Source organism: Streptomyces sp. NPDC000229, assembly GCF_040300825.1.
Lineage (GTDB): Bacteria > Actinomycetota > Actinomycetes > Streptomycetales > Streptomycetaceae > Streptomyces.
The window spans coordinates 49,096-66,214 of sequence record NZ_JBEPEL010000016.1 but is presented as its reverse complement, the minus strand read 5'-3'; the positions used below and the strand labels follow the sequence as shown (position 1 = coordinate 66,214).

Sequence of the window (17,119 nt, the reverse complement as noted above, 5' to 3'; positions counted from 1 at the left end):
GGGAGAGCCCGACCCGGGGGCGTGCCGGACCCGGCGTGAGCCCGCCCCGACCGTGAGCCCGACCCGGGGTCACAGCCCCAGGATCAGCCCCGCCCCGGAGACCAGCGCGAAGACCAGCACGAACAGCCGCATCCGGCGAGCGTCGAGCCGCTCGTGGACCAGCCGGCTCAGCCACGCCCCGGCGGCCAGTGCGGGCAGCAGTGCCGCCGCCCATCCCAGCTGACCCACGCTGCCCCGGCCGGTGGCGAACAACAGGGCCAGCGAGGCCACTTCACCGATCAGGAAGCAGACCGCGACCGTGGCCCGCAGCTCCGCCGGCGGCCGGTGCTGGTACACCAGCGCCAGCGGCGGGCCCCCCACGCCCGTCGCCGTCTCCGTGAGCCCGGTGACCAGCCCCGCGCCCACATACGCGCCCCGTCCGGGCGTGAACGCGGGCGCGGCCAGGCTCACCACCGCCGCCAGCACGGTCGCCACGCCCACGAACAGGCCGAGCCGCCGGTCGGGGATCACCCACAGCAGCATCAGCCCGCCCGGGGTGGCCGCCAGCCGCGCCGCAGTGATCCAGCCGGCGCCCCGCAGGTCCAGCGCCGCACGCTCGCGCCACGCGACGTACAGATTGAGCGGGATCATCGACGCCAGCACGAACACCGGCACCAGGGTCGGGTCCAGCAGCCCCGCCACCGGCGCCACGATCAGGGCGAAGCCCAGTCCGCTCGCGCCCTGCACGAACGCGGCGACGGCGACCGTGACGGCGAGGACGGCGATCGTCTCCGTACTCACGAGCAGGCCGCCCAGGCGTCGGCCGACGTGGGGTGGACCCGGGTCACGGGCGCCCGCAGCATCACGTCCTGGGCCAGCTCGGCCGCCCGACGCACCAGCGCCGGGCCGTCCCAGCCGGTCGGCCACCCGCGCCACAGCCGCAGCCGGCCGGCCACGAACACGGCGCTGATCTGGTCCCGGTTGCCGCGCCGTACCAGCTCCCAGGGCAGGTCGTGGGACAACCCCGTCTCGGGGGTGGCGACATCGACGAGCAGGAAGTCGGCGGCGGCGCCCACCGCCACCCGGCCGGTGCGGGCGCCGAGCCCGACCGCGTCCGCGCCGCCCCGGGCGGCGCGGTCCAGCCACGTCCAGCCGGCGCCGCACGACGAGTCGCCGGTGGCCAGCCCGTACGCGAGGCGCTGCGCGAACTCGGCGGCGTCGGCGAGCCGGAACGCGTCGCCCCGGGTGCCGTCCGTCCCCAGCCCGAACCGGATCCCGCGCTCGGCCATCGTCGTCGCCGGAGCGACGGCGTTGCCCTTCCAGGCGCTGGCCACGGGGTTGTAGCTGACGGCCGCCCCGCTGTCGGCGAGCAGGGTGACCTCCCGGGGTGTGACCAGGGTGGCGTGGGCGGCCAGCAACTGCGGCCCGAGGGCGCCGACTTGGTGCAGGTACTCCAGGGGCCGCAGCCCGTGCCGGACCAGGGAGCGCTCCACGCCGGCGAGATGCTCGTTTACGTGGATCTGGACCACCGCGCCCGCTTCGGCGGCCAGGTGGGCGGTGTGGCGCAGGGTGCGGGCGGTCGCGGCCTCCGGGACGGAGACGGCGAGGGACGGGTGGATCAGCTCCTCGATGCCGTACCGGGTGAGGTGCTTCTCGGCGTCCGTCAGCGTCTGCGCGGTGTCGCCGTCCACGTCGTTGCAGACCAGGCCGAGGACGCAGCGGATGCCGGCGTCCCGCGTGGCGGCGGCCACGAGCTCCACGTCGACGGGTGCCCGGGTGCCCGCCTCGGCGACGGTCGTGAACCCGCCGCGCAGGGATTCGAGGGCGGCCAGTTTCGCCGCCACGTACACCGCCTCCTCGTCCAGGGCGCCTTCGAGCGGCACCCACACCCGGCGGAAGATCTCCGACGGTTCCCCGAAGGCCAGCGCGGCCCCGAAGCTCTGGGTGAGGTGGTGGTGGGCGTCGACGAAACCGGGCATCAGGATGTGTCCGGGCAGCCGTACGGGGGTGAGGTGCGGATGCTGCCGCGCCAGCCGTTCGGCCGGTCCGACCGCCTGGAAGGTGCCGTCGGCGACGACTGCCGCGTAGTGGTCCTTCAGCCCGTCGGGTGTGAGCACCGCGTCGGGGGCGAGGAGGAGTCCGCCGTCGTCGGGATGGAGGCGGTCGGGGGTCAGGTCGTTCATCGGTCGCTTTCGGTACGGGTACGGGGGCGGGGGAGGCGGACGTGATGGAACAGGACGTTCAGGACGGCGGCCGTGACGGCGCCGACGGCGACGCCGCTTTCCAGGAGGATCCGGGCGTTGGGCGGGAAGCCGCCGTACACGCCGGGGATGAGGATGGGCAGCAGGCCCAGGGCGAGGGCGACGGCGCAGATGAAGGTGTTGGTGTGCCGGTCGAGCTCGGCCCGGCCCAGCATCTGCACGCCGAGCACCGTGATGACGGCGAACACCACCATGGCCGTGCCGCCGACGACGGCCGACGGGATGACACTGATCGCACGGGTGACGGGTGCCAGGAAGCCGATGACGATCAGCACGACTCCCGCGGCGGCGGTCACGAACCGGCTTCGTACGCCGGTGACGCGGACGATGCCGATGTTCTCGCCGCTGGTCACCATCAACGGCAGGCCGAAGAAGCCGCCGAAGAGCGAGGTGAGCGCGTCGCCCCGGATGGTCTTCGGTACGTCGGCCTTCTTGTCGATCTCCTTGCCCACGGCCTCCGCGTTGATCACCGTCTGGCCGGTGGCCTCCGCCATGGAGGCGAGGCTGTACAGCATCAGCGGCAGCGCGGCGACCAGGTTGAACTCGGGCGAACCGAAGGGCAGCACCTGGGGGAGGTTCAGCAGTCCGCCCTCGGTGGCCGTGCCGAAGTCCACGCCTCCGAGGAGGAAGGCGAGGACCGTACCGGCGATCAGGCCGAGCATCACGGCGAGTTGGCGCAGCACGCCGGTGAACAGCCAGTAGAACGCGACCGTGAAGCCGATGGTCGCCATGCCGAGCAGCAGGTTGGTGGGGTCGGCGAACCCGGGCGTGCCGGGCCGGCCGGTGACGAGCACGGCCCCGACCTTCACCAGGTTGATGCCGACGATCACGATCATCGTGCCGATGACCAGGGCGGGGAAGAACGCCAGCAGCCGGGAGAAGACGGGCAGGACGACGAAGTAGAAGGCGGCGGTGAGGATCACCGCCCCGGTCGCCGTGGGCAGTCCGTGCTGTTCGGCGATGGCCAGGAACAGGATGAGCGGTGCGCCCCCGGGCAGCATGACGAACGGCAGCTTCGGCCCGAACTTCCACGGCCCGAGCGACTGGATCAGGGACCCGATCCCGGAGAGCACGAAAGCGGCCGAGAGCAGATCGACCGTGAGGCCGGGATCGAGCCTGAGGGTGGCGCTCATCAGGAAGATGGCCGAGATGGGCGTCGCGGCCATGACGAGCACATGCTGGAGCCCGAACAGCAGGATCCGGCCGAGGGGCCGCGATTCGTCCACGGGGTGGGGCGCCCCGGAACCCTGCTCGTTCTGCTCGTCCTGCCGTTCGGTCCCGCCCGGGGGCGGGCCACCGGCCGTCGGCGTGGACTGGTTCGGCGATGCGGGCGCCGGGACGGGGGTGGACGCCGTCTCGTCGTGGTGGTCGGGGGCCGGCCCCGGTGGCGTGGGGACGGGGGGAGTGGGGTGGGGACTGGACACGTTCGAGCTCCGTTCGGCTCGCTCCGGCTTCGGCCGCGATCCACCCGAGACGGGGGCGGAATCGTGGGGGCCAAATCGATTTGGCCGCCAGTATGTGAGTGCCAGGGAGGCACGTCAAGAGACTGGTGTGGCCCGGGTTCCCCCGGCTTGGCGGCCGGATTGCCGCGGGCATGGCGGAGACGTTTGATGGAAAGAGACCCCCGGTGGGCCGGGCCGTCGGCCGGAAGGAGAGGCGATCGTGGTTCTCGTACTGCGCCCCGGGAGGGCGGAGGACGCCCCGGAGTGCGGCAGGATCTGCTTCGAGGCCTTCGGTGGCATCGCCCGTGACCACGGGTTCCCGTCCGACATGCCCGGGGCCGAACCGGCCGCGGAGATGTTCCGGATGGTGTTCGACCATCCCGGCTTCTACACCGTCGTCGCCGAGGACGACGGCCGGATCGTGGGCAGCAACTGCCTCGACGAACGGTCACCCGTGGTCGGCGTCGGGCCGATCACGGTGGACCCGGCCGTTCAGAACGGCCGAATCGGGCGCCGGCTGATGCTCGACGTCATGCGGCGGGCGGCCGAGCGGCAGGCGCCGGGCATCCGGCTGCTGCAGAGCGGATACCACTGCCGGTCGTTCGCGCTCTACGCCGGGCTCGGGTTCGAGTTCCGCGAGACGGTGGCCTGCCTCCAGGGCCCGCCGATCGGCGGTGTGGTGCCCGGGTACGAGGTGCGGGCGGCCACGGACGCGGACCTGGCGGCCTGCAACGACCTGTGCCGCCGGGTCCACGGCGTCGACCGGGGCGGTGAGCTGGTCGACGCGCTCAAGGCCGGTACGGCACGGGTGACCGAGCACGGCGGGCGGATCACCGGCTACGCCACGGACCTGTCGTTCTTCGCCCACGCGGTCGGCGAGACCACCGAGGACGTCCGGGCGCTGATCGCCGCGGCGCCCTCCTTCGGCGGACCCGGCATTCTCGTACCCGCGAGCGACAGCGCCCTGTTGCAGTGGTGCCTGGGAAATGGGCTCAGGGTGGTGCAGCTGATGAGCCTGATGACCATCGGCCTCTACAGCGAGCCGGCCGGGGCGTACCTGCCGTCCATCCTGTACTGACCCGCGCGTCCGTCCTGCGCCGACCCACGCCGACCGGGCGCTACGGCGCCGTCAGCACGCGCGGGCCCTCGTCCGTGATCGCGATCGTGTGCTCCACGTGGGCCGCGCGGCTGCCGTCGAGGGTGCGGACCGTCCAGCCGTCGCGGTCCGTGCGGTGCTCGTCGCCGCCGCCGGCGATCAGCATCGGTTCGACGGCCAGCACCATGCCGTGGCGCAGCGGCATCCCGCGGCCCGGCCGGCCCTCGTTCGGTACGCCCGGCTCCTCGTGCATCCGGCGCCCCACCCCGTGGCCGCCGAACCCGTCCGCGATGCCGTACCCGGCGGTGCGGCACACGCGGCCGATCGCGTGCGCGATGTCCCCGATGCGGTTACCGGTGACCGCCGCCGCGATACCGGCGTCCAGCGCCTCGTACGCCGTGTCGATGAGCCGCGTGTCCGCCGGACGCGCCCGCCCGACCGTGAAGCTGATGGCGGCATCGCCCACCCAGCCGTCCAGGACGGCGCCGCAGTCGACGCTCACGAGGTCGCCGTCGCACAGCCGGTAACCGTCCGGGATGCCGTGCACCACGGCGTCGTTGACGGATACGCAGATCACCGCCGGGAACGGCACCGGTGCCCAGTCCGGCCGGTACCCGAGGAACGGTGACCCCGCGCCCGCCTCGCGCAGCACCTCGCGTGCGGCCGTGTCCAGCGCGCCGAGCGTGACGCCGGGCGCCGCCGTCCTCCGTACCGCCGCCAGGGTCTCGGCGACGATCCGGCCGGAGGCGCGCATGGCCTCCAGGGAGGCATCGGTCTTGATCTCTACCATGCCAATTACTATACCGGTATTAGTATGGGCGCATGGTCCGTACCCCACTCACCCCCGAAGAGCGCGAACGCGGCGAACGCCTCGGCCAGTTGCTGCGCCAGGCGCGCGGTCCGCGCAGCATGGTCGAGATCGCGGCGGCCGCCGGGCTCTCGGCGGAGACGCTCCGCAAGATCGAGACGGGGCGCGCCCCGACCCCCGCCTTCTTCACCGTCGCGGCCCTGGCAGGGGTGCTGGGTCTGTCGATGGACGACCTCGCGTCCCGGTGCGCGCTGGTGCCGTCCTAGGGCCTGTCTGACAAATGATCAGCACCGTGCTGGTCGTATGACCGACGAAGGCCCCGCCGACTGAGCCCAGCCGTTGCGGCACAACTCTTAAACCAAACGCCGTTGGCGGTCCGATCTGCAATGTTGTTGAGTGTCCGTGCCAAGTGACCGGACCGATCGGAGGAGTTGACGTTGAAGAGTGCGACGCGGGGGATGGTGCTGGCTGTGCTGGTGGCGGTGTTGACCGCGTGCGGAGGCGGGCCGGCCGGTCACGCGAACGGCGATTCACTGGAGGGGCACGAGAACGAGGCTCCGCTCACGCTGTCCGCAGAGCAGCTCCGTGTGGCTCTGCCGAGCAAGAAGAGCCTCCCCGAAGGCTGGATAGGGGGAGGCTGGTCGTCCGATCCCCAAGTGGACGAGGGCGCGAAGGCGGCAGACGACTGCGGAGACGACACCCAGACGGGCTGCGCCGGGCTCATGGCCCACGGTCGCCGGTCTGTGGAGAGCGAGGAGAACGCGGAGTCGACGGGCAAGGGGGCACCTGTGTACATCCACGTCTACTCCTTCGACACCGCCGAGAACGCGGGTGTGGCGTTCAAGGGCTTGGTGGCCAGCAAGCGCAAGCCGGCGCCTGGCGGGAGCGCCCCCGTGCCGGTCGCGATCTCGACGGGCGCCGACGAAACGGTCGCCGTCTCCGACGACATCAGCGGCGAGTACACCGTCGAGGTGATGATGCGCGTGGGCGGGGTCGTGGTGTACCTCGGCGGATACGACCAGAAGAAGCCGGACAGCCTGCAAGAACTCGCGCAGCTTCAGATCGACCGGATCAAGAAAACGGCCGAGGGCAAGAACCCCGACGCGTGAGGGCACCCACGGCCCGGGCCGGCGACGCCCGGGCCGTGGCCTCGAACAATGGCGGGCGCGCCACGCGACAGACTGCCGTGTCGGGCCCCGTGCCCGGCGGCCAGGACTACGCCGATCATTGATCATGCGGCTGGTCGAGGTGGGCTGACGGACGCGGCGTGGGAGCGGATAGAGCCCTTGATGCCGCAGGTGGACGGGCGTGCCCGTCCGTGGCGTGACCACTGCCAGGTGGCAAACGGTGTGCTGTGGCGACTGCGGACCGGGGCTCCGTGGCGTGATCTGCCCGAGAGGTACGGGCCGTGGCAGACGATCTGCGAACGGTTCGCCCGCTGGGATGCCGATGGGACCTGGGCGAGACTGCTGGAGCACGTCCGGGTCTGCGACGACGCGGTGGACCGGGTCGAGTGGACCGTCTCCGTCGACTCCACGATCAACCGGGCCCATCAGCACGCCGCCGGCGCTCGCAAAAAAAGGGAGGCAGACGGGGACGAACTGGAAGGTCCGGGCCACCCGCAGGCGCGCCAGGCCCTCGGCCGATCCCGGGGAGGGCTGACGACCAAAGTCCACCTCGCCGTCGACGGGCGGGGTCTGCCGCTGTCGATCGTGCTCACCCCGGGCAATGTCAACGACGCCACCGCCTTCCGCCGGGTCCTGGAGGGATCCGCGTCCCGCGTGCTGCCACGGGTCGCCCGCGCACGACACCGGACCGGATCCTGGGCGACAAGGCCTACTCGAGCCGAGCGATCCTGCACCTGCTGCGGCGTCGCGGCATCGCAACCACGATCCCCGAACGCCGCGACCAGGCGGCCAACCGTCGGCGGCGCGGAGCTCTCGGCGGCAGACCACCCGCTTTCAACATGGCCGCCTACCGCGATCGCAACGTGGTCGAACGTTGCTTCGCCCGCCTCGAGCGGTTCCGGGCGATCGCCACCCGCTTCGACGAACTCGCCGACCGCTACCGCGCCGGAGTCGTCCTGGCCTCCCTGATCCTCTGGCTGCGCGAACCAGCCAGGTGATCATTTGTCGGACACGCCTTAGGGGCGGAGGACGAAGGGGACTACCCGCTCCGGCCCGCGCGGCCCACCGAGGCCATCGCCTCCTGCAGCAGGGCCCGTGCCTTCGTCTCCGCCGCGTACGGCACGCGCAGGATCTGCTCGGCGTTCCCCCAGACCTGGCCGGGGCGCTGCTGGAAGACCCCGAGCGAGTCCTTGTCGCCGCAGCCGGGGTTGTTCATGTGCGACTCGACCCAGCCGGCTCGAAGGCGGCCGACATGACCTTCTCCGAGACGCCCACCGCGAACCGGCGCGTCATGAAGTCGACAGCCGAGCGGGCGCCCGCAGTCGAGCACGAACCGCCGTGACCTGCTGGGGCCGATGGGCACCGCGTGCGACCGGGCCAGGGAGCCGGGCCGCCCGTCGGCGAGGCGAGGGCGGCGTACGACAGGCGTAGGCTCACGGCCGTGATACCCGAGGGATTGCGGCACGGCCGCTACGTCAGCCTGACCACGTTCCGCAAGGACGGCACGGGGGTCGCCACGCCGGTCTGGTACGCGGTGGACGGCGACGAACTGTACGTCTGGACGCGCGAGGACTCCTGGAAGGTCAAGCGGCTGCGCCGCGACAGCCGGGTCGTCGTCACCGAGTGCGACGTGCGCGGCCGGGTCGCGGAGGGCGCCGCCCACGCCGAGGGCACGGCGCGGCTGCTGGACGACGTCCAGGGCGTACGGAAGCTGCTGGCCCGCAAGTACGGCCTGCAGTTCTGGATGGTCGACCTGCCGGCGGCCCTGGTGCGGCGGGGGAAGCGGCCGCATGTGGGGATCGCGGTGAAGTTCCCGGTCGAAAAGCCCCTGTAGCCCTGCTGTAACACGGCTGAGGTCGAATGCCTCCCGACCGGAGGATTCCAGTCGGCTGTGGGCAGGGGCATACATGATGGTGCATCACCTCCCGGAGGAGGTCGCGGCGTTCGCGCGCCACCTCGGACGCCTGGTGGCGGGGCTCGACGAGGGAGGCGGCTGGTACGGCGTCTTCCGGCAGCGCGACCCCGACGGGATGCGGGCCTGCCTCGACGGCAGGGAGGTACCGCCCTGGGACGTGGTCGAGTCGCTGCTCCAGGACCTGGCGGCCGCACGGGGCGAAGGGGAGCTCGGGCCGGAGACGGTACGCGCACGGCGGCTGCACGCCGCCGCTGCCGCCGCGTACGACCGGCGCCCGGGCGGCCGGGACGCGCTCCGCGAGCGGCTGGCCCTGATGGTGCGCGAGCAGGCGGCGGCCGTACGGCGCGGCGAGGAACTGGTGGCCCTGCTGGGCACGGTCCCCGAGGGCACCCCCGACGCGCAGCGGCTCGCCCACGACCTCGCGTGGGTGCAGGACGACCACGCCAGGGCGACCGCCCGGATCGAGGAGCTGGGCGCCCGCCTGGCGGCGCTCCCCGAGGCGCCGGCTCCCACGCCCCCCGAGCGGAGCCGTACCGCCGCCGACGTCAAGCCCAGGAAACGCCCGCGAGGCGCCCGGTACGCCTGGCTCGAGGAGGAGGACGACCTCCCGGACGCCGCCCCCGCCCCCGCCTCCGTACCCGACCTGTCCACCACCGTCGCCACCCCGCGCGGGGCCCGCTTCGGCGGCGCCCCCGAACAAGAACGACAACAGCCGCGACCGCAGCACCCCCACCGGTACGAAGCCACCGACGAGACCGCCCGCCGTGCCGCCCACGACACCGTCGGCGCGCTGCTGCGCCTCCGGGCCGGAGGCCGGGGCGGCGAGGCGCACGCCCTGCTGTGCGAGGCCGCCACCTGGCCCGCCGCCCGGCTGCCCCTGCTCGCCGACGAACTCCACCGGGCCGGCCTGGCCCCCGACTGGGCCACCCTCCTGTGGGAGGCCGCCTCCCTCCCACCCGAGCGGCTCGTCGACGTCGCCGGGGCGCTCACCGCCGCCGGACGTGGCCAGGACGCCCGGCAGTTGCTGCGCCAGGGCGTGGCGCGGCCCACCGCCGAGACGGCCGCCGCCGCGCTGGCGCTCGACGAGGGCGGGCGCCCCGAGGAGGCCCAGGTGCTGATCGGCGCGTTCGTCGGGTCCCGCAGCGCCGAGGACGCCGCTCGCCTCGCCGCGTACGCCCCGCACCGCCTGGTGCCGTACCTCCTGTCCGCCGCCCGCGCTCTCGCCGCGACGTCCCCGTCGCGCGAACGGGACCTGGTGCACGCCCTCCGGGTCGCGGGCCTGGTCGGCGACTGACCGGCAACCGGCGGAAGCGCGTCCAATGTGGACCACTCGGGTACGAAACATGATCGACTCCGGCGGTTGACGGCGGCGGTCTTGCCCAGGGGTGTGGCGAGGCTTACGTTCGCTGTCTACGCACCCCGTCTACGTGCGTAGAGGCTCTCTGACGCCGTGCCGAAGGAGCAGCTCATGTCCCACATCGTGCGCGCCGCGCTCGTCCAGGCGACCTGGACCGGCGACACCGAATCCATGATCGCCAAGCATGAGGAGCACGCCCGGGAGGCGGCCCGGCAGGGCGCCAAGGTCATCGGTTTCCAGGAGGTGTTCAACGCCCCCTACTTCTGCCAGGTCCAGGATCCGGAGCACTACCGCTGGGCCGAGGCCGTCCCCGACGGCCCGACCGTACGGCGCATGCAGGACCTCGCCCGGGAGACCGGCATGGTGATCGTCGTCCCGGTCTTCGAGATCGACGGCCCGGGCTTCTACTACAACACCGCCGCCGTGATCGACGCCGACGGCTCGTACCTGGGCAAGTACCGCAAGCACCACATCCCCCAGGTCAGGGGTTTCTGGGAGAAGTACTACTTCAGGCCCGGCAACCTGGGCTGGCCGGTCTTCGACACCGCCGTGGGCCGCGTCGGCGTCTACATCTGCTACGACCGCCACTTCCCCGAGGGCTGGCGCCAACTCGGCCTGAACGGCGCCCAGCTGGTCTACAACCCCTCCGCGACCCACCGAGGGCTCTCCTCCCACCTCTGGCAGCTGGAGCAGCCCGCCGCGGCCGTCGCCAACCTCTACTACGTCGCCGCCATCAACCGCGTCGGACAGGAGGAGTACGGGGACAACGACTTCTACGGAACCAGCTACTTCGTCGACCCGCGCGGCCAGTTCGTCGGTGACGTCGCCTCCGACAAGGCGGAGGAGCTGCTCGTCCGGGATCTCGACTTCCGCCTTATCGACGACGTACGGCAGACCTGGGCGTTCTACCGCGACCGGCGGCCCGACGCGTACGAGGGGCTGGTGCAGCCGTGACGACCGACCTCCACGCCACCGACCTGTACGCACGCCACAAGGCCGTCATCCCCGACTGGGTCTCGCTCTACTACCAGGACCCCATCGAGATCACCCACGGCGAGGGCCGTTACGTCTGGGACGCCGGCGGCAAGCGCTACCTCGACTTCTTCGGCGGCATCCTCACCACCATGACCGCCCACGCCCTGCCCGAAGTCACCAAGGCCGTCACCGAACAGGCCGGGCGGATCATCCACTCCTCCACCCTCTACCTCAACCGCCCCATGGTGGAGCTCGCCGAGCGCATCGCGCACCTCTCCGGCATCCCGGACGCCCGGGTCTTCTTCACCACCTCCGGCACGGAGGCGAACGACACCGCCCTGCTGCTGGCCACCGCCCACCGGCGCACCAACCAGATCCTGGCGATGCGCAACAGCTACCACGGCCGCTCCTTCTCCACGGTCTCCGTCACCGGCAACCGCGCCTGGACACCGACCACCCTCTCCCCGCTCCAGACGCTGTACGTGCACGGCGGCGTCCGCGGCCGGGGCCCCTACGCGCACCTGAGCGACGCCCGGTTCATCGAGGCCTGCGTCGCCGACCTCGAAGACCTGCTGGGGCACACCGGTGACGTCGCCGCGCTGATCGCCGAGCCCATCCAGGGCGTCGGCGGCTTCACCTCCCCACCGGACGGGCTGTACGCGGCCTTCCGTGAGGTCCTCGCGCCCCGCGGCATCCTGTGGGTCGCCGACGAGGTGCAGACCGGCTGGGGCCGCACCGGCGAGCACTTCTGGGGCTGGCAGGCCCACGCCGCGAGCGGCCCGCCCGACATGCTCACCTTCGCCAAGGGCATCGGCAACGGCATGTCCATCGGCGGCGTCGTCGCCCGCGCGGAGGTCATGAACTGCCTGAACGCCAACTCCATCTCCACCTTCGGCGGCTCACCCGTCACCATGGCCGCCGGTCTCGCCAACCTCTCCTACCTCCTCGAACACGACCTCCAGGGCAACGCCCGGCGCGTCGGCGGGCTGCTCATCGAGCGGCTGCGCGCCGTGGGCGCCGGCGTCGGCTGCGTACGGGAAGTGCGCGGCCGCGGCCTGATGATCGGCATCGAACTGGTGAAACCCGGCTCGGACGAGGCCCACCCGCAAGCGGCGGCCGCCGTCCTCGAAGCGGCCCGCGAAGGCGGCCTGCTCATCGGAAAGGGCGGCGGCCACAACACCAGCGCCCTGCGCATCGCCCCGCCGCTCTCCCTGACCGTCGCCGAGGCCGAGGAAGGCGCCGCGATCCTCGAACGGGCCCTGCACTCGATCTGACCCAAGGGGGCGACCCACCCATGAGCACCACCCGCACCCTCGTCCGAGGCGGCCTCGTCATCACCGCCACCGACGAGACCCACGCCGACATCCTGATCGAGGACGGCCGCATCGCCGCGCTCGCCGCCCACGGCTCCACCGTCTCCGCCTCGTGGACCGCCGAGCGGACGATCGACGCCACCGACAAGTACGTGATCCCGGGCGGCGTCGACGCCCACACCCACATGGAACTGCCCTTCGGCGGGACCTTCGCCTCCGACGACTTCGAGACCGGCACCCGCGCGGCCGCCTGGGGCGGCACCACCACCATCGTCGACTTCGCCGTCCAGTCCATGGGACACGCGCTGCGCGACGGCCTCGACGCCTGGCACGCCAAGGCCGACGGCAAGTGCGCCATCGACTACGCCTTCCACATGATCCTCTCCGATGTGAACGAGTCCTCCCTCAAGGAGATGGACCTGCTGGTGGAGGAGGGCGTCACCTCGTTCAAGCTCTTCATGGCCTACCCAGGCGTCTTCTACAGCGACGACGGGCAGATCCTGCGCGCCATGCAACGCGCGTCCGTCAACGGCGGGCTGATCATGATGCACGCCGAGAACGGCATCGCCATCGACGTCCTCGTCGAACAGGCCCTCGCCCGCGGCGAGACCGACCCCCGCTACCACGGCGAGGTCCGCAAGGTGCTGCTGGAGGCGGAGGCCACGCACCGCGCCATCCAGCTCGCGCGCGTCGCGGGCGCACCCCTGTATGTCGTCCACGTATCGGCCGAGGAGGCCGTCGCCGAGCTCGCCGCCGCCCGCGACAAGGGCCTGCCGGTGTTCGGCGAGACCTGCCCGCAGTACCTGTTCCTGTCCACGGACAACCTCGCCGAGCCGGGCTTCGAGGGCGCCAAGTACGTGTGCAGTACCCCGCTGAGGCCGCGCGAGCACCAGGCGGCGCTGTGGCGCGGGCTGCGCACCAACGACCTCCAAGTCGTCTCCACCGACCACTGCCCGTTCTGCTTCAGCGGGCAGAAGGAGCTGGGCCGCGGCGACTTTTCGAAGATCCCCAACGGCCTGCCGGGCGTGGAGAACCGGATGGACCTGCTGCACCAGGCTGTTGTTGATGGGCACATCAGCCGCCGGCGCTGGATCGAGATCGCCTGCGCCACCCCGGCCCGGATGTTCGGCCTCTATCCGAAGAAGGGCACCATCGCCCCCGGCACGGACGCCGACGTCGTGATCTACGACCCGCACACCGAGCAGGTCATCTCCGCCGAGACCCACCACATGAACGTCGACTACTCGGCGTACGAGGGCAAACGGGTCACCGGACGCGTCGAGACCGTCCTGTCCCGCGGCGAACCGGTCATGGAAGACCGCCGCTTTGTCGGCCGGGCGGGGCACGGCGTGTATACGCCGCGCTCCACCTGCCAGTACCTGAACTAGGAGCCCCGGCATGGACTTCGGACTCGTTCTGCAGACCGACCCGCCCGCGTCGCAGGTCGTCGGACTCATGCGGCGTGCGGAGCGCAACGGCTTCCGCTACGGCTGGACCTTCGACTCGGCCGTGCTCTGGCAGGAGCCCTTCGTCATCTACAGCCAGATCCTCGAACACACGACGAAGCTCCGCGTCGGCCCGATGGTCACCAACCCGGGCACCCGGACGTGGGAGGTGACCGCCTCCACCTTCGCCACCCTCAACGACATGTTCGGCAACCGCACCGTCTGCGGCATCGGCCGCGGCGACTCCGCCATGCGCGTCGCGGGCCGCAAGCCCAACACCCTGGCCCGTCTCGGTGAGGCGATCGACGTCATCCGGGACCTGGCGGAGGGCCGGGAGGCGCTCGTCGACGGGCAACCGGTCCGGATCCCCTGGGTGCGGAACGGGAAGCTCCCGGTGTGGATGGCGGCGTACGGCCCCAAGGCGCTGGCCCTCGCCGGGCAGAAGGCGGACGGTTTCATCCTCCAGCTGGCCGACCCGTTCCTCACGGAGTGGATGGTCAAGACGGTGCGCAAGTCCGCCGAGGAAGCCGGCCGCGACCCGGCCTCGGTGACCATCTGCGTCGCCGCGCCCGCGTACGTGGGCGACGACCTGGCGCACGCGCGCGACCAGTGCCGCTGGTTCGGCGGCATGGTCGGCAACCACGTGGCGGACCTGGTGAGCCGGTACGGCGAGCACTCCGGCCTGGTGCCGGAGGCCCTCACCGACTACATCAAGGCCCGTCAGGGCTACGACTACAGCCACCACGGCCGCGCCGGGAACCCGTCCACCGACTTCGTCCCCGACGAGATCGTCGACCGCTTCTGCCTCCTCGGCCCACCGGCCGCCCACATCGCGAAACTGAAGGCGCTGCGGGCCCTGGGAGTCGACCACTTCGCCGTGTACGCCATGCACGACGCGAGGGAAGCGACGATCGACGCGTACGGCTCCGACATCATCCCCGGGCTCGGGGGCTGACAGTCCGCAGCAGGCCACCGGATGCCAGAGGGATCTTGTGGACCATCCCTTTGACGACCTGGCGGTCTGCCGCCCTGGGCCGCCCGCTGACGGCCTCGCGGCGGTCCCGCGGTATCAGCGGAGCCGGCAACGCCACTCCCGGTAGGTGAGTTGAGGACCGCGTGCTGCGCGGTCGCGAGATCAGGGCTGCCGAAGAAAACGTCGTCGGGACCGTCGAACTTCCGGTTCATCACCAGGCGATGCAGTGCCTTCAGATGCCACAACGAGCTGAAAGTCACCGAGACGGAATCATCTGTCACACCGGGACCATGACGTACCAGGCCCAAGGCAGACGCGGCAGGGGGCCGCCTGGACGGGGATGTCCCGGAGGTCAGGGCAGACCGCCACGGCCGCCCTGCGGGGTGGCGATGTTTCAGCGCCGGGCTGCCACGGCTGCCGCGGCCGCGGCGAGGATGCGGTGCAGGACGGGGACCGGGATCGCCGGATTGGTGACCGCCGCGCCTGCCGTGTCGCGGTCGTGCAACAGCCCGGCAAGGACGCGGGCCGGCAGCCGGGCATGGCGCATCGCGGTCCCGCGGACGTGGGCCGCTGGGTCGTTCAGCAGCCGCACCGCGTCGGCCGGTGACAGCCGGGGGTCCTCGGCCGCGCGGCGGCGCACCTCGGCTTCTGGGTCGCGGGCGAGACGTGCGACGTCGGCAGACGTGGAATTCGGATCGTCCAGGGCCAGACGGCGCATACGCCCATCGGGGTCGTCGACGTAGCGCAGCAGGCCCGTACGGGGGAAGTTGGGGTGGCTGCGGGGGCGGTCGGGGTGAGTGAGGCTGCCGTCCCACCAGCGCCAGACCTCCAGCAGCATCCAGGCCGGCGCGTCGTCGCATGATTCGGCGAGGAACAGGTGGACCGTCCGGTCCTCGTCCCGCGCCAGACGCTCCGCGACGTCCGGTGGAAGGCGCCGGGCACGGGCCACGCTTCGCCGGATGAGCGGATGGGACGATACGGCGAGGCGGCGCATTGCGTCGGCCTCACCGTGCAGGTCTTCGACCCAGGGCAGAGTGCGCGACATCGACGTCGGGTCGAAGTCGTAGCGCACCGCGGCACGCTGCTCCTCGTTGAGGTCGGGCCGCAGTGCCACCGCCGAGCGGATGTCGTTGTCCGGGTCCTCCGCCAGGACGGCGACGCTGTGCGCACCGAGCTGCGGGTTCGCGGCCAGTGCTCGGCGTACTTCCGCGTCCCCGTCCCGGACCAGCTCCGCCTCCAGCTCGGGCGAGAGACGGCACTGTTCGAGCGCGTGCCGGGGCTCGGGCAGCGCGGCGAAGACCTCGCGAGGCATGGGAACGCGGGTGTGGTGGGCGAGCAGCGCCGCCGTGCGCACCGCGTCGTCGGTGTCCGCCAGCAGCCGCGTCCGCAGCGGCGCGGCGAGGTCTTCCCACCGGGCGCAGGCAGTTGCCCGCACCCGGGGATCGGCGTCGGCCGCGAGGCTGGGGAGGTGGTGCGCGGGGAGCCCGGGGAGTTCGGCGGCCCGAGCGCGGGACGGACCGGCGAGGAGCTCGTCGTACAGGTCCCCGGGGAGTTCGACACCCCAGGCGCAGGCATGTCCGGCCCGGAGCACGCGCCGGCTCGGCGACGGTTCGGCGCGGACCAGGCGTACCCACTGATCGGGCGTGAGCTTGGGCCGGAAGGTGTCCGCGGGCGTCGAGCGCACCCGCGGATCGGGATGCGTCACGGCGGCGTCGAGTACGGCGGGCCGGTCGCAGCAGTGGAGGAAGCCCTCCGCCACATCCAGCAGCCGGATCAGCAGCTCGTCCGGTGCGGCCGGATTGGACCCGATCCCTTCCGCCCAGTGCAGGGGCCATGCCGGCCGGCCGGGCACCGCTGCCCACACCTCGGCGCGTTCGACCTCCGTCTCGCGCCCGGCGGCTGCGGCGGCCTCCTCCAGCCGCTCCGGCAGCCGGTCCAGGGCCGTCACCCGAGGCCCGTCCGCGCCGGGCACCTCCGCCAGCAGCACCTGCCCGTCGAGGGAGAGCGCCACGAACCCGGGGTCGCCGGTCAGCCTCGGCACCCCGCCGCCGGCGTAGCGGACCCGGGTCCAGCAGGAGTCGTTGCCGCCGATCCGATGTCCAAGGACGGCTACCAGGAACTCACCGTCGACACCTGCAAGGCGGCGCCACCACGCGGCGTCGAGCGCTTCCCGGACCGCGACGTCCGGCGCCGCGATCCCCCGCGCGATCCGCCAGCCGGCCTCCGGCGGGAACAAGCTACCCGGGCGCATGTCCTCGACGACCGTGAGTCCGGCGCATGCGAGCAGTTCGTGGAGTTCCGATCGGCGTGGCACGCGGTCATGATCCCACCGACTCACGGGGGGACAAGGCCCTCAGCCCAGGACACCATCACCGATGGCGCACTTACTCGGCAGGGTCCGCTCGCGGGGCCGGCTCTCAGGAGTCAC

The 17,119-nt window shown here is 72.1% G+C and carries 16 protein-coding genes; 10 read left to right on the top strand and 6 right to left on the bottom strand.

The window, feature by feature from the left end:
* Nucleotides 1-69 precede the first annotated feature (69 nt).
* The 3 genes from ABT360_RS11645 to ABT360_RS11635 are packed head-to-tail and all read right to left on the bottom strand — an operon-like array spanning nt 70 to nt 3,466.
* Entirely contained in the window at nt 70-780 is a 711-nt protein-coding gene (locus ABT360_RS11645) for a sulfite exporter TauE/SafE family protein (RefSeq protein WP_351813940.1), read from the bottom strand.
* The gene (locus ABT360_RS11640) at nt 777-2,162 is read right to left on the bottom strand and encodes an amidohydrolase family protein (RefSeq protein ID WP_351813938.1); all 1,386 of its coding nucleotides are present in this window, start codon (nt 2,160-2,162) and stop codon (nt 777-779) included. Before ABT360_RS11640 ends, ABT360_RS11645 begins: the two co-directional genes overlap by 4 nt.
* Complete coding sequence (locus ABT360_RS11635) at nt 2,159-3,466, bottom strand: uracil-xanthine permease family protein (protein ID WP_444852223.1); 1,308 nt, start codon at nt 3,464-3,466, stop codon at nt 2,159-2,161. Before ABT360_RS11635 ends, ABT360_RS11640 begins: the two co-directional genes overlap by 4 nt.
* A gap of 436 nt (nt 3,467-3,902) precedes the next feature.
* Between ABT360_RS11635 and ABT360_RS11630 the strand changes: the two genes are divergently transcribed.
* The gene (locus ABT360_RS11630; RefSeq protein WP_351813935.1) at nt 3,903-4,760 is read left to right on the top strand and encodes a GNAT family N-acetyltransferase; all 858 of its coding nucleotides are present in this window, start codon (nt 3,903-3,905) and stop codon (nt 4,758-4,760) included.
* A gap of 40 nt (nt 4,761-4,800) precedes the next feature.
* Here ABT360_RS11630 and map read toward each other — a convergent pair whose 3' ends face one another.
* Entirely contained in the window at nt 4,801-5,568 is a 768-nt protein-coding gene (map, locus tag ABT360_RS11625) for a type I methionyl aminopeptidase (protein ID WP_351813933.1), read from the bottom strand.
* Nucleotides 5,569-5,600: 32 nt separating this feature from the next.
* On the opposite strand from map, the gene ABT360_RS11620 reads away from it, so the two are divergent.
* From ABT360_RS11620 to ABT360_RS11610, 3 genes are all read left to right on the top strand, one after another.
* Complete coding sequence (locus tag ABT360_RS11620; protein ID WP_351813931.1) at nt 5,601-5,852, top strand: helix-turn-helix domain-containing protein; 252 nt, start codon at nt 5,601-5,603, stop codon at nt 5,850-5,852.
* A gap of 171 nt (nt 5,853-6,023) precedes the next feature.
* A complete protein-coding gene (locus ABT360_RS11615) occupies nt 6,024-6,695 on the top strand; it encodes a hypothetical protein (RefSeq protein WP_351813929.1) in 672 nt (223 codons plus the stop codon).
* Nucleotides 6,696-6,875: 180 nt separating this feature from the next.
* Nucleotides 6,876-7,711 (top strand): IS5 family transposase gene (locus ABT360_RS11610; RefSeq protein ID WP_351813927.1). Its coding sequence is split into 2 segments (ribosomal slippage): nt 6,876-7,353 and nt 7,353-7,711, totalling 837 coding nucleotides; the frame shifts between segments, so codons are not numbered across the junction.
* A 41-nt stretch (nt 7,712-7,752) separates the two neighbouring features.
* Here ABT360_RS11610 and ABT360_RS11605 read toward each other — a convergent pair.
* Entirely contained in the window at nt 7,753-7,929 is a 177-nt protein-coding gene (locus ABT360_RS11605; RefSeq protein ID WP_351813925.1) for a hypothetical protein, read from the bottom strand.
* A 225-nt stretch (nt 7,930-8,154) separates the two neighbouring features.
* On the opposite strand from ABT360_RS11605, the gene ABT360_RS11600 reads away from it, so the two are divergent.
* The 6 genes from ABT360_RS11600 to ABT360_RS11575 all read left to right on the top strand — a co-directional run bounded on the left by ABT360_RS11600 (nt 8,155) and on the right by ABT360_RS11575 (nt 14,673).
* Complete coding sequence (locus tag ABT360_RS11600) at nt 8,155-8,547, top strand: PPOX class F420-dependent oxidoreductase (protein WP_351813923.1); 393 nt, start codon at nt 8,155-8,157, stop codon at nt 8,545-8,547.
* Between the two features lie 73 nt (nt 8,548-8,620).
* Nucleotides 8,621-9,922, top strand: coding sequence for a hypothetical protein (locus tag ABT360_RS11595; protein WP_351813921.1), 1,302 nt, complete (start codon nt 8,621-8,623; stop codon nt 9,920-9,922).
* Between the two features lie 174 nt (nt 9,923-10,096).
* Nucleotides 10,097-10,939 carry a nitrilase-related carbon-nitrogen hydrolase gene (locus ABT360_RS11590; RefSeq protein WP_351813919.1) on the top strand — a complete coding sequence of 281 codons (843 nt, stop codon included), beginning with the start codon at nt 10,097-10,099 and terminating at the stop codon, nt 10,937-10,939.
* Nucleotides 10,936-12,234, top strand: coding sequence for an aspartate aminotransferase family protein (locus ABT360_RS11585; RefSeq protein WP_351813917.1), 1,299 nt, complete (start codon nt 10,936-10,938; stop codon nt 12,232-12,234). Before ABT360_RS11590 ends, ABT360_RS11585 begins: the two co-directional genes overlap by 4 nt.
* 20 nt (nt 12,235-12,254) lie before the next feature.
* Nucleotides 12,255-13,661 (top strand): dihydropyrimidinase, encoded by a 1,407-nt coding sequence (gene hydA / locus ABT360_RS11580; RefSeq protein WP_351813915.1) that lies wholly within the window; start codon nt 12,255-12,257, stop codon nt 13,659-13,661.
* A 10-nt stretch (nt 13,662-13,671) separates the two neighbouring features.
* A complete protein-coding gene (locus ABT360_RS11575) occupies nt 13,672-14,673 on the top strand; it encodes a TIGR03842 family LLM class F420-dependent oxidoreductase (RefSeq protein WP_351813913.1) in 1,002 nt (333 codons plus the stop codon).
* 412 nt (nt 14,674-15,085) lie between these two features.
* On the opposite strand, the gene ABT360_RS11570 is transcribed toward ABT360_RS11575, so the two are convergent.
* Nucleotides 15,086-17,005, bottom strand: coding sequence for a hypothetical protein (locus ABT360_RS11570; RefSeq protein WP_351813911.1), 1,920 nt, complete (start codon nt 17,003-17,005; stop codon nt 15,086-15,088).
* Nucleotides 17,006-17,119 lie beyond the last annotated feature (114 nt).

What these genes read in the sequence shown, in the direction of transcription:
- ABT360_RS11620 (WP_351813931.1), top strand. Translation starts at nt 5,601, where the DNA reads ATGGTCCGTACCCCACTCACCCCCGAAGAGCGCGAACGCGGCGAACGC.
- ABT360_RS11575 (WP_351813913.1), top strand. Translation starts at nt 13,672, where the DNA reads ATGGACTTCGGACTCGTTCTGCAGACCGACCCGCCCGCGTCGCAGGTC.
- ABT360_RS11595 (WP_351813921.1), top strand. Translation starts at nt 8,621, where the DNA reads ATGATGGTGCATCACCTCCCGGAGGAGGTCGCGGCGTTCGCGCGCCAC.
- ABT360_RS11590 (WP_351813919.1), top strand. Translation starts at nt 10,097, where the DNA reads ATGTCCCACATCGTGCGCGCCGCGCTCGTCCAGGCGACCTGGACCGGC.
- hydA (WP_351813915.1), top strand. Translation starts at nt 12,255, where the DNA reads ATGAGCACCACCCGCACCCTCGTCCGAGGCGGCCTCGTCATCACCGCC.
- ABT360_RS11605 (WP_351813925.1), bottom strand. Translation starts at nt 7,929, where the DNA reads ATGAACAACCCCGGCTGCGGCGACAAGGACTCGCTCGGGGTCTTCCAG.
- ABT360_RS11640 (WP_351813938.1), bottom strand. Translation starts at nt 2,162, where the DNA reads ATGAACGACCTGACCCCCGACCGCCTCCATCCCGACGACGGCGGACTC.
- map (WP_351813933.1), bottom strand. Translation starts at nt 5,568, where the DNA reads ATGGTAGAGATCAAGACCGATGCCTCCCTGGAGGCCATGCGCGCCTCC.